This window comes from Gilliamella sp. B2889, assembly GCF_026536885.1.
Classification (GTDB): domain Bacteria; phylum Pseudomonadota; class Gammaproteobacteria; order Enterobacterales; family Orbaceae; genus Gilliamella; species Gilliamella apicola_E.
Genome location: NZ_JAFNNF010000006.1, coordinates 28909 through 44375, shown reverse-complemented (window position 1 = coordinate 44375; position 15467 = coordinate 28909). Strand labels below are relative to the sequence as shown.

Genomic DNA, 15467 nt, shown 5'->3' with positions numbered 1-15467 from the left:
TTATTCCAGTTAAGATTGGGGCTTTAATAGCGCTTTTTGTTGTTTATTATAGTCAGCGAGTGTTGCTGCAAATTCGGCGCCAAACAAAACAATACACCACGAGCAATAGATCCAAACCAACATAATCGGAATTGAGGAAACTACTCCATAAATGAGCTGATAAGTCGGAAAAGAAGTAACATATAGCGCAAAAGCACGTTTACCAATTTCGAATAATATTGCTGCAACTAATGCACCAATTGCTGCTTCTTTAAATGGAATTGATTCAGTTGGAATAATGCTGTAGAGCAACCAAAATCCAACAACCGATATGATAAATGGTAAAGTACTTAGTAGGAGATCACCACTAGCAGCGTTCGATAACCATTTTAAAGAAAATATATAAGAACTTACTGCAACACTTGAGCCGACTAAAATAGGACCTAATGTTAAAATTGTCCAATACATGGTTAAGTTATACATGAATGAACGTTTGCGTTTGGTTTGCCAGATACGGTTTAGTGCATTATTAATAGAATTAATAAGTAGTAGTGATGTTACTATTAAACCGATAATTCCAATAAATGTCATTTTTTTTGTATTGGCAATAAATTGTTCTAGGTAATTTTGAATGGTGTCACTTGCAGTAGGGACAAGATTGCTATAAATGAGCTGTTTTAAGGATTGGCTAACTTCATTAAACATAGGAAACGCAGAAAGTAAAGAAAACACAACAGTTATTAATGGGACTAATGCAAGTATTGTCGTATAAGCTAGTTCTGCCGAGGATGAGGTTAAACGATCATGATTTATACGAGACCATAACATTACCAAAAAGGTCTGTATATGCTTAAGTATATTCATAATATATCTTATTTAATTAGAAATAATACAGTTATTAATTCCATTCGTTTTTAAAGTGTTTAATGCTTTTTGCACATCACCTTTATTTGTATAAGGCCCAACGGTAACTCGATATAACTGCTGACTTAAAGATATGTTACCACTAATACCGGTCATTGCCAAAGATGCTTTTAATGTATCTGCATTAGTTTTATCTTTAAAAGCCCCACATTGTAGTAACCATTTATTATTATCATTACTTGATGATAAAGTCGATGTGGTCGTGGTGTTATTCATAAAGCTATCTAATATTTGTTGCCGTTCACTTGCTGTTTTATTTGAGTTACTACTAGCATTTGGTGTTTCCAATTCTTTAAGGTACGTCCAGCGTTCTTGTGGTTTTTCCGGCAGGGTTATCGCTGGTGATTCAGTTTTGACTTTTGGTTTTTCAACTGGTTTTTCAGAAGAATTGGTTGAAAGATAATATAGAATAGAAGAAAACAAAATAATAATGATGATTGCAAGGAATATCATTAAAGATGGGAATAATCGTGACTTATTTTTTTTAGCTTTTCCTTTTGATTGGCTCTTTTTTCTTACATAATCACGCTGAACCACAATACGCTCTCTTTTCTTTTATTCACATAAATTTAAATAATAGTATATAAATAAAAAAAGTGGCTTACACCACTTTTTTTCAATTTTCTTTAACTCTATTGTCAACAGATTAGAAAACTAAGCTAATGCTTTAATCTGTTTAATTAAATTCGCTTTATGACGTGCTGCTTTGTTTTTGTGGATTAGACCACGAGCCGCTTGACGGTCAACAACTGCTTGCATGTCTTTGAATGCTACTTCAGCTGTTTGTTTATCACCAGCTGCTACAGCTGCGTAAACTTTTTTAATATAAGTACGCATCATTGAACGGTTACTAGCATTATGTTTACGGCGTTTTTCGGACTGAACCGCACGCTTCTTAGCTGATTTGATATTAGCCAAAGTCAACTCCCAAGTTTAGATAAAAAATACATATTAATAAGGCGGGGAAATATGCCTGATTTTCTTTCTATTGTCAATGCTGTTACATAAAAAAATTTCCTATATAGTATAAATTACTAATTTCTACTAAATGTTTACTATATAACCGATAATGGATGTAACCTAAAAAGAAATTTTATGTTAGAATAGCAAAAATTTTATTGTTTTTATATTTAAAAGAGGAAGTCTCATGTCTATCATTAGAATGCAAGATCTTGATCTAAAAGGGAAACGTTTATTTATTCGCTCAGATCTTAATGTGCCGGTCAAAAATGGTAAGGTTACTTCTGATGCTCGAATTAAAGCATCATTACCGACTATTGAAGAAGCCATTAAAAAAGGCGCTAAAGTAATGGTTACTTCTCATATTGGCCGTCCAACTGAAGGCGAATATAACCCTGAGTTCTCTCTACAACCAGTGGTTGATTATTTAAAAGAACATGTTTCTTTCCCTGTTCGTCTAGTAAAAGATTATCTTAACGGTGTTGACGTTAAGGAAGGCGAACTAGTTGTTCTTGAAAACGTACGTTTTAATGTAGGCGAAGGTAAAGATGATGAAACTTTATCTAAAAAATATGCAGCACTTTGTGATATCTATGTAATGGATGCATTTGGTACTGCTCACCGTGCTCAAGCTTCAACTCATGGAGCTGGTAAATTTGCGCCAGTTGCTTGTGCCGGTCCATTATTAGCAGCTGAACTTGATGCTTTAGGTAAAGCGTTAGATAATCCAGCTCGTCCAATGGTTGCGATTGTTGCTGGTTCTAAAGTATCAACAAAATTGACTGTTCTTGATTCTTTATCAAAAATCGCTGACCAAATTATTGTTGGTGGTGGTATCGCAAATACATTCATCGCAGCTGAAGGCTATAATGTGGGTAAATCACTTTATGAAGCTGATTTAATTCCTGAAGCAAAAAAATTAATGGCTAATTGTCATATTCCAGTTCCTACTGATGTTCGTGTAGCAACAGAGTTTAGTGAAACTGCGACAGCTACTGAAAAATCAGTTGCTGATGTAAAAGAGAATGAACAAATTCTTGATTTAGGTGATAAATCAGCTGAAGCATTAGCAGACATTATCAAAAAAGCCAAAACTATATTATGGAATGGCCCTGTTGGCGTATTTGAGTTCCCTAATTTCCGTCGTGGTACCGAGATTGTTGCTAAAGCAATTGCTGACAGCCAAGGTTTCTCAATCGCAGGTGGTGGTGATACATTAGCTGCAATTGATTTATTTGGTATTGAAGATAAAATCTCTTATATTTCAACTGGTGGTGGTGCCTTCCTAGAGTTTGTAGAAGGTAAAAAACTTCCTGCTGTTGCAATGCTAGAAGAGAGAGCAAAAGCGTAATAATTTTCTATATGAAGGATGAGCCAATCACTCATCCTTTAATTTTTATATAAATAAATCTATAGGTATTAAAATGGCTACAAAGATTTCTGATGTCGTTAAACCTGGTGTTGTAACCGGTGATGATGTTCAAAAAGTGTTTCAAGTTGCTCGTGAAAATAATTTTGCATTACCAGCTGTTAACTGTGTTGACACTAATACAATTAATGCAGTAATCGAAACTGCGGCTAAAGTTGGTTCTGCTGTTATCGTTCAATTCTCTAATGGTGGTGCTCAATTCATCGCAGGTAAAGGATTGAAATTAGATGGGCAAGAAACTGCTGTTTTAGGTGCAATTTCTGGCGCTAAACATGTTCACCTTATGGCTGAAAAATATGGTGTGCCAGTTATCGTTCATACCGACCACTGTGCTAAAAAACTTCTTCCATGGGTTGATGGATTACTTGACGCAGGTGAAGCTCACTTTGCTAAAACGGGTAAACCTCTATTCTCTTCTCACATGATCGATCTTTCAGAAGAATCTTTAAAAGATAATATTGATATTTGTTGTCAATATCTTGCTCGTATGTCAGCAATGAAAATGACATTAGAATTAGAGCTTGGTTGTACTGGTGGTGAAGAAGATGGTGTTGACAATAGCCATATGGATAGTTCAGCACTTTATACTCAACCTGAAGATGTTGCTTATGCTTATGAGCGTTTAAGTGCAATTAGCCCACGTTTCACTATCGCAGCTTCATTCGGTAACGTTCATGGTGTTTATAAACCAGGTAATGTTAAATTAACGCCAAAAATTTTAGATAACTCTCAAAAATATGTATCTGAGAAATTCAATTTACCAGCTAAATCATTGAACTTTGTGTTCCATGGTGGTTCTGGCTCTACTCCTGAAGAAATTGCAGAAGCAGTAAGTTACGGTGTTGTTAAAATGAACATCGATACTGATACGCAATGGGCAAACTGGGCTGGTGTTTTAGAATATTACAAAGCAAATGAAGCTTATCTTCAAGGTCAATTAGGTAACCCTGAAGGCGTTGATGCTCCAAATAAAAAATATTATGATCCACGCGTATGGTTACGTAAAGGTCAAGAATCTTTAGTTGCCCGTTTAGAACTTGCATTTAAAGAACTTAATGCGATCGACGTACTTTAATATCATTCATTATTATATAAAAGCAGGGCTATTCCTGCTTTTATTTTATCCGCTAATAAAAAGTCTTGCATTTTTGTATTAGTTGTAGGATAATTTCGCCCTCATTTAACTTAGGGGAGCTGTCTATTGATTAATAGAAGCGTTTGCACCCGAGAAAAAGGAAACTAAAATGGCAAAAAAAGTACAAGCCTACATCAAGTTGCAAGTTGCAGCTGGTGCAGCAAATCCTAGTCCACCAGTTGGTCCAGCACTTGGTCAACATGGTGTTAACATCATGGAATTCTGTAAAGCATTTAACGCTAAAACAGAAAGCATGGAAAAAGGTCTACCTATTCCTGTTGTTATTACAGTATATTCTGACCGTTCATTTACTTTTGTAACTAAGACTCCTCCTGCGGCTGTATTATTAAAGAAAGCAGCTAAAATAAAGTCTGGTTCTGGTGAGCCTAATAAGAAAAAAGTAGGTAAAGTAACAAGCGCTCAAATTCGTGAAATTGCTGAATTGAAAGCTGCTGATATGAATGGTGCAACTATTGAAACGATGATGCGTTCTATTGAAGGTACTGCTCGTTCAATGGGCTTGGAAGTGGAGGGTTAATTCATGGCTAAATTATCTAAGAAAGCTAAACTTATCCGCGAAAAAGTAAACGCGACTAAACAATATGAAATCAATGAAGCAATCGCTTTATTAAAAGAATTTGCTACTGCTAAATTTACTGAAAGCGTTGATGTTGCAGTTAATTTAGGTATTGATTCACGTAAATCAGATCAAAATGTGCGTGGTGCTATCGTTCTTCCTCACGGTACCGGACGTAGTGTACGTGTTGCTGTATTTACTCAAGGTGCAAACGCTGATGCCGCTAAAGAAGCTGGTGCTGAATTAGTTGGTATGGATGATCTAGCGGATCAAATCAAAAAAGGCGAAATGGACTTTGATGTTGTTATTGCATCTCCAGACGCTATGCGTGTTGTTGGTCAATTAGGTCAAATTTTAGGGCCACGTGGTTTAATGCCAAACCCTAAAGTTGGTACTGTAACACCTAACGTTGCTGAAGCAGTGAAAAACGCTAAAGCTGGTCAAATCCGTTACCGTAATGATAAAAATGGTATTATCCATACTACTATCGGTAAAGCTGATTTCGATGCAGATAAGCTTAAAGAGAATTTAGAAGCATTACTTGTTGCATTAAAACGTGCAAAACCAGCATCTTCAAAAGGTGTATTTGTGAAGAAAGTTAGTCTTTCTACTACAATGGGCGCTGGTGTTGCTATCGACCAAGCAACTTTAAATGCATCTGTTTAATTAATTGTTAAACAAAGAATCGGTTGGTGTCTGGCCTTAACCAGACCCCGTCCAAGACCGTAGGTGTAATTGATATTTAATTACTTAATCTTCCTACGTAGACGGTGACAGAACCTGATAAGATATAATACAGGCATTCTGCTCATCGTGATTGTGCTAATTACATTTGTAGTTAGTTTAAATAATTCTAGGCTTTGCCTAGTTTAATCCAGGAGCAATACCAATGGCACTAAATCTTCAAAATAAACAAGAAATTGTTGCTGAAGTTAATGAAATCGCCAAAGGTGCGCTATCTGCAGTTGTAGCTGACTCTCGTGGCGTAACTGTAGAAAACATGACTGCATTACGTAAATCTGCTCGTGAAGCTGGTGTTTATATGCGTGTTGTTCGTAACACCTTATTACGCCGTGTTGTTGAGGGAACTCAATACGAGTGCTTAAAAGATTCGTTTGTTGGTCCAACTCTAATTGCATTTTCAAATGAGCACCCAGGTGCTGCTGCGCGTATTTTTAAAGCGTTTGCAAAAGAAAATGATAATTTTGAGATTAAAGCCGCAGCCTTTGAAGGTGAGTTAATTACTGCAGCGAACATTGATCGCTTAGCAACATTACCTACTTATGAAGAAGCATTAGCTCGCTTGATGTCAACCATGAAAGAAGCCGCAGCTGGCAAATTGGTTCGTACTCTTGCAGCGGTTCGCGATCAAAAACAAGCTGCTTAATAGCGCTGTGATTGTGAATTTTATTAATTAAAAAAATGTAAATTTGGGAAACTATATTATGTCTATCACTAAAGAACAAATTTTAGATGCAGTTGCAGAAATGTCTGTAATGGATGTTGTTGAACTTGTATCAATGATGGAAGAAAAATTTGGCGTTTCTGCAGCAGCAGCTGTAGCAGTTGCAGCAGCTGGTCCAGCTGAATCAGCTGAAGAAAAATCTGAATTTGATGTAATCTTAAAAGATGTTGGCGCTAACAAAGTAGCTGTTATCAAAGCAGTTCGTGGTGCAACAGGCTTAGGCTTAAAAGAAGCAAAAGACCTTGTTGAATCAGCTCCAGCAACAGTTAAAGAAGGTGTTAGCAAAGCTGACGCAGATGAACTTAAAAAGGCACTTGAAGAATCTGGTGCAGTTGTCGAACTTAAGTAAGTTTATCAATAGCAAGCTAAACGGCTGGGGGTTTTATACCTCCAGCCTTTTTGCGCTGTAATAAGTCAAATAATTTTATTTGAAGATTATCAATAAAAAGTAATAAAGAAATAATATATTTATTAAGCCTAATCAATTGATATTTATAGATATTTTCGATGAGGTGTCAGGCGTTATCATTTCGTAGTACCCTGATGAATATTTAATCATGCTAAAATAGCAGATAAGCAAGTTGAGGAACTAATGGTTTACTCTTATACCGAGAAAAAACGAATTCGTAAGAATTTTGGTAAGCGTCCACAAGTCTTGGATATACCGTATCTTCTTTCTATTCAACTTGATTCGTTCCAGAAGTTTATTGAGCAAGACCCAGAAGGTCAATATGGCTTAGAAGCCGCATTCCGTTCAATATTTCCGATAAAAAGTTATAGTGGTAGCGCTGAGTTACAATACGTAAGCTTTAAAATGGGCGAACCTGTGTTTGATGTAAAAGAATGTCAAATCAGAGGGATCACTTACTCAGCACCATTGCGCGTTAAATTACGTTTAGTTATTTATGATAAAGATGCGCCAGAAGGAACAGTTAAAGATATTAAAGAGCAAGACGTCTATATGGGCGAAATCCCTTTAATGACGGACAATGGTACTTTTGTGATTAACGGTACTGAACGTGTTATCGTTTCACAATTACATCGTAGTCCAGGTGTGTTCTTTGACAGTGATAAAGGTAAAACGCACTCTTCTGGTAAAGTTTTATATAATGCTCGGATTATTCCTTATCGTGGCTCTTGGCTTGATTTCGAATTTGATCCAAAAGATAATCTTTTTGCTCGTATCGACCGTCGTCGTAAACTTCCAGCAACAATTATTTTACGTGCGTTAGGTTATGAAACTGAAGAAATTTTAGATATGTTCTTCGAAAAAACTATTTTCGAAGTAGGCAAATCAAAATTAAAAATGGAACTTGTGCCAGAGCGTTTACGTGGTGAAACAGCGCTATTTGATATCGAATCTAAAGGCAAAGTTTACGCAGAAAAAGGTCGTCGTATTACAGCTCGTCATATTCGTGAGCTTGAAAAAGATAAAGTAACTAAAATCGACGTTCCAGTTGAATATATTGTAAATAAAGTTTTAGCAAAAAATTATGTTGATGAAGAAACTGGTGAGGTTATTGCTTTTGCCAATACACCAATTTCTTTAGAACTATTACTTGAATTAACCAATGCTGGTTATAAGAAAATTGAAACATTATTCACTAATGATTTAGATCATGGACCATTTATTTCTGAAACATTAAATGTTGATTCAACACGTGATCGATTAGGTGCATTAGTTGAAATTTATCGAATGATGCGTCCAGGCGAGCCACCAACAAAAGAAGCAGCCGAAGCGTTATTTGATAATCTATTCTTCTCCGACGAACGTTATGACTTATCAGCGGTAGGTCGTATGAAGTTCAATCGTTCTTTAGGACGAGACGATATTGAAGGCGAAAGTGTTTTAACAAAAGCTGATATCGTTGATGTAATGAAGAAATTAATCAGCATCCGTAATGGTCATGGTGAAGTTGATGATATCGATCACTTAGGCAATCGTCGTATCCGTAGTGTTGGTGAAATGGCTGAAAACCAATTCCGTATTGGTTTAGTTCGTGTTGAACGAGCTGTAAAAGAGCGTCTATCTTTAGGTGATCTTGATTCATTAATGCCACAAGATATGATCAATGCTAAACCAATTTCAGCGGCAATTCGTGAGTTCTTTGGTTCTAGCCAATTATCTCAGTTTATGGATCAAAACAATCCATTATCTGAAATTACTCACAAACGTCGTATTTCTGCATTAGGTCCAGGTGGTTTAACTCGTGAACGTGCAGGCTTTGAAGTGCGTGACGTACATCCTACACATTATGGTCGTGTATGTCCGATTGAAACGCCGGAAGGTCCAAACATCGGTTTGATTAACTCATTAGCGGTTTATTCACGTACCAATGAGTATGGATTCTTAGAAACGCCATATCGTCGAGTGATTGACGGTGTTGTGACTGATGAGATTAACTATTTATCAGCAATCGATGAAAGTGAGTTTGTTATAGCTCAGGCTAACTCAAATCTTGATGACGATGGTCGCTTTAAAGAAGATTTAGTGACTTGCCGTTTAAATGGTGAATCTGGTTTATATAGCCCGGAACAAGTTCATTATATGGACGTATCAACACAACAAATCGTTTCTGTTGGTGCTTCATTAATCCCATTCCTTGAGCATGATGATGCGAACCGTGCCTTGATGGGTGCGAACATGCAACGTCAAGCTGTACCAACATTAAAAGCAGAAAAACCTTTTGTTGGTACTGGTATGGAACGTGCGGTTGCGGTTGACTCAGGTGTAACTGCGGTTGCTCGTCGTGGCGGTACAGTACAATATGTTGATGCTTCACGTATTGTTATTAACGTTAACGATGATGAAATGTATGCCGGTGAAACAGGTATTGATATTTACAACTTAACTAAATATACCCGTTCTAACCAAAATACTTGTATTAACCAAATTCCATGCGTGGAATTAGGTGAAAAAGTTGAGCGTGGCGATGTACTTGCAGACGGCCCATCAACGGATTTAGGTGAGTTAGCACTTGGTCAAAATATGCGCGTGGCATTTATGCCATGGAACGGTTATAACTTTGAGGATTCTATTTTAGTCTCTGAAAAAGTGGTACAAGATGATCGTTTCACTTCGATTCATATTCAAGAACTATCTTGTGTATCTCGTGATACTAAACTTGGTGCTGAAGAAATTACTGCTGATATTCCAAATGTGGGTGAAGCAGCACTTTCTAAACTTGATGAGTCTGGTATTGTTTATATCGGCGCTGAAGTAAAAGGTGGTGATATTCTTGTTGGTAAAGTAACGCCTAAAGGCGAAACGCAATTAACACCAGAAGAGAAATTACTACGTGCTATTTTCGGTGAAAAAGCATCTGATGTTAAAGATACTTCATTACGTGTACCAAATGGTGTTTCAGGTACGGTTATTGATGTGCAAGTCTTCACTCGTGATGGTGTACAAAAAGACAAACGTGCACTTGAAATTGAAGAGATGCAACTCAAGCAAGTAAGAAAAGACTTAACTGAAGAACTTAAAATTTTAGAAGCAGCATTGTTTGCTCGTATCCGTGATGTATTAATTTCTGGTGGTATTAAAGCAGACAAATTAGATGCTTTACCACGTGAAAAATGGTTAACCATTGGTATTTCTAATGAAAGTAAGCAAGCTCAATTAGAACAACTTGCTGAACAACATGATGAAATCAAAGCTGAATTTAATAAGAAGCTTGAAGCTAAACGAATGAAGATTACTCAAGGTGATGATTTACAACCTGGAGTTCTCAAAATTGTTAAAGTTTACTTAGCAGTTAAACGTCAAATTCAGCCTGGTGATAAGATGGCGGGGCGCCATGGTAACAAAGGGGTTATCTCTAAAATCAACCCAATTGAAGATATGCCATATGATGATAAAGGACGTCCAGTTGATATCGTATTGAATCCACTTGGTGTTCCGTCTCGTATGAACATCGGTCAGATTTTAGAAACTCACTTAGGTATGGCGGCAAAAGGTATTGGTCAGAAGATCGATGCAATGCTAAAAGAACAGCAAGAGTTAGCTAAATTACGTGATTTCATTCAGAAAGCTTATGACCTTGGTTTAGGGGCAGCACAGAAAGTTAATGTTGCTGAATTTACTGACCAAGAAGTGATGACATTGGCACAAAACTTACGTAATGGTATGCCTCTTGCAACGCCAGTCTTTGATGGTGCAAAAGAGCAAGAAATCAAAGCATTACTTGAACTTGGTGATTTGCCAACGTCAGGTCAAATTACATTGTTTGATGGTCGTACAGGTGAGCAATTTGAACGTCCAGTAACTGTAGGTTACATGTATATGCTGAAATTGAATCACTTAGTTGATGATAAGATGCATGCGCGTTCTACAGGTTCATATAGTCTGGTTACACAACAACCATTGGGTGGTAAAGCTCAATTTGGTGGTCAACGTTTCGGTGAGATGGAAGTATGGGCACTTGAAGCATATGGTGCTGCTTATACTCTACAAGAAATGTTAACTGTTAAATCAGATGATGTGAATGGTCGTACTAAGATGTATAAAAATATTGTAGATGGTGATCATCGTATGGAGCCTGCGATTCCAGAATCATTTAATGTATTATTAAAAGAGATTCGTTCGTTAGGTATTAATATCGAGTTAGATGAAGAGTAATCTTAACTAACTGAAATGATTTCTATTTATAGGGATAACTTATCAGCAATGATAAGTTATCTAATTGGTTTAACTCCATAGGAGTCAATTGTGAAAGACTTACTAAAGTTTCTAAAAGCACAAACTAAAACTGAAGATTTTGATGCTATCAAGATAGGCCTTGCCTCTCCTGATATGATTCGTTCATGGTCTTTTGGTGAAGTTAAAAAACCTGAAACAATTAACTATCGTACGTTCAAACCGGAACGTGACGGATTGTTTTGTGCTCGTATTTTTGGACCAGTAAAAGATTATGAATGTTTATGTGGAAAATATAAACGTTTAAAACACCGTGGTGTGATCTGTGAAAAATGTGGTGTTGAAGTTACTCAAGCCAAAGTACGTCGTGAGCGTATGGGGCATATTGAGCTCGCATCACCTACTGCACATATCTGGTTTTTAAAATCATTACCATCACGTATTGGTCTATTATTAGATATGCCACTTCGTGACATTGAACGTGTGCTTTATTTTGAATCATTTATGGTTCTTGACGGCGGAATGACAAACTTAGAACGCGGTCAAATTTTAACAGAAGAACAATATTTAGATGCGTTAGAAGAGTTTGGTGATGAATTCGATGCTCGTATGGGTGCCGAAGCAATTCAAGAATTACTACGTAATATCGATGTGCAAGCTGAATGTGAAGCACTACGTGATGAGCTTGAAACTACCAATTCTGAAACTAAGCGTAAAAAACTGACTAAACGTATTAAGATTATTGAAGCATTCATTCAATCAGAAAATAAACCAGAATGGATGATCTTAAACGTATTACCTGTGTTGCCACCCGATTTACGTCCATTAGTACCACTAGATGGCGGACGTTTTGCAACATCAGATTTGAACGATCTATATCGTCGAGTGATTAACCGTAATAATCGTTTAAAACGTTTATTAGATTTGGCAGCGCCAGATATTATCGTACGTAACGAAAAACGTATGTTACAAGAATCTGTTGACGCATTATTAGATAATGGTCGCCGTGGTCGTGCTATTACCGGTTCAAACAAACGTCCATTAAAATCACTTGCCGATATGATTAAAGGTAAGCAAGGTCGTTTCCGTCAAAACTTATTAGGTAAACGTGTTGACTACTCAGGTCGTTCAGTAATCACTGTAGGTCCATACTTACGATTACATCAATGTGGTTTACCGAAGAAAATGGCACTTGAATTATTCAAACCATTTATTTACGGTAAATTAGAGCGTCGTGGTTATGCAACTACCATTAAAGCAGCCAAGAAAATGGTTGAACGTGAAGATGCAATTGTTTGGGATATCTTAGATGAAGTTATTCGTGAGCATCCGGTATTACTAAACCGTGCACCAACACTTCACCGATTAGGTATTCAGGCATTTGAACCTATCCTAATTGAAGGTAAAGCGATCCAATTACATCCATTAGTTTGTGCGGCATTCAATGCTGACTTCGATGGTGACCAAATGGCGGTTCACGTACCATTAACGTTAGAAGCGCAATTAGAAGCGCGTGCGTTAATGATGTCAACCAACAACATTCTTTCGCCTGCGAGTGGTGAGCCTATCATTGTTCCTTCTCAGGACGTGGTATTAGGTCTTTACTACATGACTCGTGATAAAGTTAATGCGAAAGGTGAAGGCATGATTTTAACCGGACCTAAAGAAGCAGAAAAACTGTATCGCTTAGGTCTTGTTGAGCTACATGCTAAAGTTAAAGTACGTATTACTGAAAGCCACCGTAATAGTATTGGTGAGTGGGAAGATACAACTTCTGTGGTTGATACTACAGTTGGTCGTGCTATCTTATGGTTAATTATGCCTAAAGGTATGAGCTTCTCTGTCATCAATCAACCACTTGGTAAAAAGGCGATTTCACGAATTTTAAATATTTGTTATCGCCAATTAGGCATGAAAGAAACTGTTATCTTGGCTGACCAAGTAATGTATACCGGATTTGCTTATGCAGCACGTTCTGGTGTATCGGTTGGTATTGATGATATGGAAATTCCAGCTAAAAAATTACAAATCATCAATGAAGCTGAAATTGAAGTTGCTGAAATTCAAGAACAGTTCCAATCAGGTTTAGTTACCGCTGGTGAACGCTATAACAAAGTTATCGATATCTGGGCAGCAGCCAATGAACGTGTTGCTAAAGCGATGATGGATAACTTATCAACTGAAAAAGTGATCAATCATGAAGGTAAAGAAGAAGTTCAATCTTCATTTAACAGCATCTATATGATGGCCGACTCTGGTGCGCGGGGTTCTGCAGCTCAGATCCGTCAGTTAGCTGGTATGCGTGGCTTGATGGCAAAACCGGATGGTTCAATCATCGAAACACCAATTACGGCAAACTTCCGTGAAGGGTTAAACGTTCTTCAGTACTTTATCTCGACCCATGGTGCGCGTAAAGGTCTTGCCGATACCGCATTAAAAACTGCGAACTCAGGTTACTTAACTCGCCGTTTAGTTGACGTAGCTCAAGATCTAGTCGTTATTGAAGATGACTGTGGTACGTTAGAAGGCGTAGTGATGACACCAGTTATCGAAGGTGGAGATGTTAAAGAGCCACTTCGTGAACGTGTATTAGGTCGTGTAACCGCGGAAGATGTATTGAAACCAGGTAGTGCGGATATTTTAATTCCTCGTAATACACTACTTGATGAAAACTATTGTGATTTACTTGAAGAAGAATCTGTAGATAGCGTTAAAGTTCGTTCAGTTGTTTCGTGTGATACTGACTTTGGTGTTTGTGCGAAATGTTATGGTCGTGACTTAGCCCGTGGTCACCTAGTAAATAAAGGTGAAGCAATCGGTGTTATCGCTGCTCAATCAATCGGTGAGCCAGGTACACAGTTAACCATGCGTACGTTCCATATCGGTGGTGCGGCATCACGAGCAGCAGCAGAATCAAGTGTTCAAGTTAAAAACAAAGGTAGCATCAAATTATCTAATGCTAAATTTGTAACTAACCCAGATAAGAAACTGGTTATTACATCTCGTAATGCTGAATTAACGATTATCGATGAATTAGGTCGAATGAAAGAAACTTATAAAGTTCCTTATGGTTCGATTCTAACTAAAGGTAATGGTGCAGCGGTTGATGCCGGTGAAACAGTTGCTAACTGGGATCCACATACCATGCCAGTTATCTCTGAAGCGAAAGGCTTTGTTAAATTTGTTGATATGGTTGATGGTCAAACTATCACCCGTCAAACCGACGAATTAACAGGTTTATCATCAATTGTTATTTTAGATGTCGCTGAACGAACAGGTGTTGGTAAAGATTTACGTCCAGCAATCAAGATTGTTGATGCTAAAGGTAAAGATATTTATGTTGCAGGTACAGAGATGCTTGCTCAATATTTCTTACCAGGTAAAGCATTAGTACAATTAGAAGATGGTGCTGAAATCAATGTGGGTGATACACTTGCACGTATTCCACAAGCATCGGTTGGTACTAAAGATATTACCGGTGGTTTACCACGCGTTGCTGACTTATTTGAAGCACGTAAACCTAAAGAGCCAGCAATTCTTGCTGAAATCGATGGTATTATCTCGTTTGGTAAAGAAACCAAAGGTAAACGTCGCTTAATTATCACTCCACTAGATGGTAGTGATCCATATGAAGAGATGATTCCAAAATGGCGTCAACTCAACGTATTTGAAGGCGAACAAGTTGGACGTGGTGATGTGATTTCTGACGGTCCAGAATCTGCACATGACATTTTACGTTTACGTGGTGTTAATGCAGTGACACGTTACATCGTTAACGAAGTTCAAGAAGTTTATCGCTTACAAGGTGTAAAAATCAATGATAAACATATTGAAGTTATTGTTCGTCAGATGTTACGTAAAGCGACAGTTATTCATCCGGGTGGTTCTCGTTTACTTGACGGCGAACAACTTGAAGTTTCACGCTTGAAGATTATTAATCGTGAGCTTGAGGCACAAGGTAAAGAGCCAATTGTTTACTTGCATGATCTGCTTGGTATTACTAAAGCATCACTTACTACTGAATCATTTATTTCTGCGGCATCGTTCCAAGAAACGACTCGCGTCTTAACTGAAGCAGCAGTTGCTGGTAAAAATGATGAGCTTCGTGGCTTGAAAGAAAACGTTATTGTTGGTCGCTTAATTCCAGCTGGTACTGGTTATGCTTATCATAAAGAACGTTTGCGTAAACGTACAATGCCTATTGATGATGAAATTCAACCAACTGTTTCAGCTGAAGAAGCAACAGCTAACTTAGCAGAATTACTCAATTCTGCAGAAGAAAATCAATAGTCAGTAGGACTAAGTTATTAAAATAGCACGTGTAAGCACGTGCTATTTTTTTATGTGTATTTAAAAAAA

At 37.4% G+C, this 15467-nt stretch carries 11 protein-coding genes; 8 read left to right on the top strand and 3 right to left on the bottom strand.

Annotation, left to right across the window (positions count from 1 at the left end):
• Nucleotides 1-9: 9 nt before the first annotated feature.
• The 3 genes from J3U09_RS09525 to rpsT form a co-directional block, all read right to left on the bottom strand.
• A complete protein-coding gene (locus J3U09_RS09525) occupies nt 10-843 on the bottom strand; it encodes a virulence factor BrkB family protein (protein ID WP_065735210.1) in 834 nt (277 codons plus the stop codon).
• A 12-nt stretch (nt 844-855) separates the two neighbouring features.
• Nucleotides 856-1440 (bottom strand): SPOR domain-containing protein, encoded by a 585-nt coding sequence (locus J3U09_RS09520; RefSeq protein ID WP_267332370.1) that lies wholly within the window; start codon nt 1438-1440, stop codon nt 856-858.
• 117 nt (nt 1441-1557) lie between these two features.
• Entirely contained in the window at nt 1558-1821 is a 264-nt protein-coding gene (gene rpsT, locus J3U09_RS09515) for a 30S ribosomal protein S20 (protein ID WP_025316521.1), read from the bottom strand.
• A 229-nt stretch (nt 1822-2050) separates the two neighbouring features.
• Here rpsT and pgk point away from each other — a divergent pair, with 229 nt between their 5' ends.
• The 8 genes from pgk (at nt 2051) to rpoC (ending at nt 15398) form a co-directional block, all read left to right on the top strand.
• Nucleotides 2051-3214: a phosphoglycerate kinase gene (gene pgk / locus J3U09_RS09510; protein ID WP_065561811.1), complete on the top strand. Its 1164-nt coding sequence runs from the start codon at nt 2051-2053 to the stop codon at nt 3212-3214.
• A 73-nt stretch (nt 3215-3287) separates the two neighbouring features.
• Nucleotides 3288-4367, top strand: coding sequence for a class II fructose-bisphosphate aldolase (gene fbaA, locus J3U09_RS09505; RefSeq protein WP_065561812.1), 1080 nt, complete (start codon nt 3288-3290; stop codon nt 4365-4367).
• A gap of 169 nt (nt 4368-4536) precedes the next feature.
• Complete coding sequence (gene rplK, locus J3U09_RS09500) at nt 4537-4965, top strand: 50S ribosomal protein L11 (protein ID WP_034884321.1); 429 nt, start codon at nt 4537-4539, stop codon at nt 4963-4965.
• Nucleotides 4966-4968: 3 nt separating this feature from the next.
• The gene (rplA, locus tag J3U09_RS09495) at nt 4969-5670 is read left to right on the top strand and encodes a 50S ribosomal protein L1 (RefSeq protein WP_065561813.1); all 702 of its coding nucleotides are present in this window, start codon (nt 4969-4971) and stop codon (nt 5668-5670) included.
• Between the two features lie 223 nt (nt 5671-5893).
• Complete coding sequence (gene rplJ / locus J3U09_RS09490) at nt 5894-6391, top strand: 50S ribosomal protein L10 (RefSeq protein WP_065561814.1); 498 nt, start codon at nt 5894-5896, stop codon at nt 6389-6391.
• Between the two features lie 58 nt (nt 6392-6449).
• Entirely contained in the window at nt 6450-6818 is a 369-nt protein-coding gene (gene rplL, locus J3U09_RS09485) for a 50S ribosomal protein L7/L12 (RefSeq protein WP_065561815.1), read from the top strand.
• Nucleotides 6819-7061: 243 nt separating this feature from the next.
• Complete coding sequence (gene rpoB / locus J3U09_RS09480; RefSeq protein ID WP_267331018.1) at nt 7062-11090, top strand: DNA-directed RNA polymerase subunit beta; 4029 nt, start codon at nt 7062-7064, stop codon at nt 11088-11090.
• 90 nt (nt 11091-11180) lie between these two features.
• Nucleotides 11181-15398 carry a DNA-directed RNA polymerase subunit beta' gene (gene rpoC / locus J3U09_RS09475; protein WP_065561817.1) on the top strand — a complete coding sequence of 1406 codons (4218 nt, stop codon included), beginning with the start codon at nt 11181-11183 and terminating at the stop codon, nt 15396-15398.
• Nucleotides 15399-15467: the final 69 nt, after the last annotated feature.

Bases quoted from the DNA above. Each gene is read 5' to 3' on its own strand.
- J3U09_RS09525 (WP_065735210.1), bottom strand. From the start codon at position 843: ATGAATATACTTAAGCATATACAGACCTTTTTGGTAATGTTATGGTCT.
- pgk (WP_065561811.1), top strand. From the start codon at position 2,051: ATGTCTATCATTAGAATGCAAGATCTTGATCTAAAAGGGAAACGTTTA.
- fbaA (WP_065561812.1), top strand. From the start codon at position 3,288: ATGGCTACAAAGATTTCTGATGTCGTTAAACCTGGTGTTGTAACCGGT.
- rplK (WP_034884321.1), top strand. From the start codon at position 4,537: ATGGCAAAAAAAGTACAAGCCTACATCAAGTTGCAAGTTGCAGCTGGT.
- rplA (WP_065561813.1), top strand. From the start codon at position 4,969: ATGGCTAAATTATCTAAGAAAGCTAAACTTATCCGCGAAAAAGTAAAC.
- rplJ (WP_065561814.1), top strand. From the start codon at position 5,894: ATGGCACTAAATCTTCAAAATAAACAAGAAATTGTTGCTGAAGTTAAT.
- rplL (WP_065561815.1), top strand. From the start codon at position 6,450: ATGTCTATCACTAAAGAACAAATTTTAGATGCAGTTGCAGAAATGTCT.
- rpoB (WP_267331018.1), top strand. From the start codon at position 7,062: ATGGTTTACTCTTATACCGAGAAAAAACGAATTCGTAAGAATTTTGGT.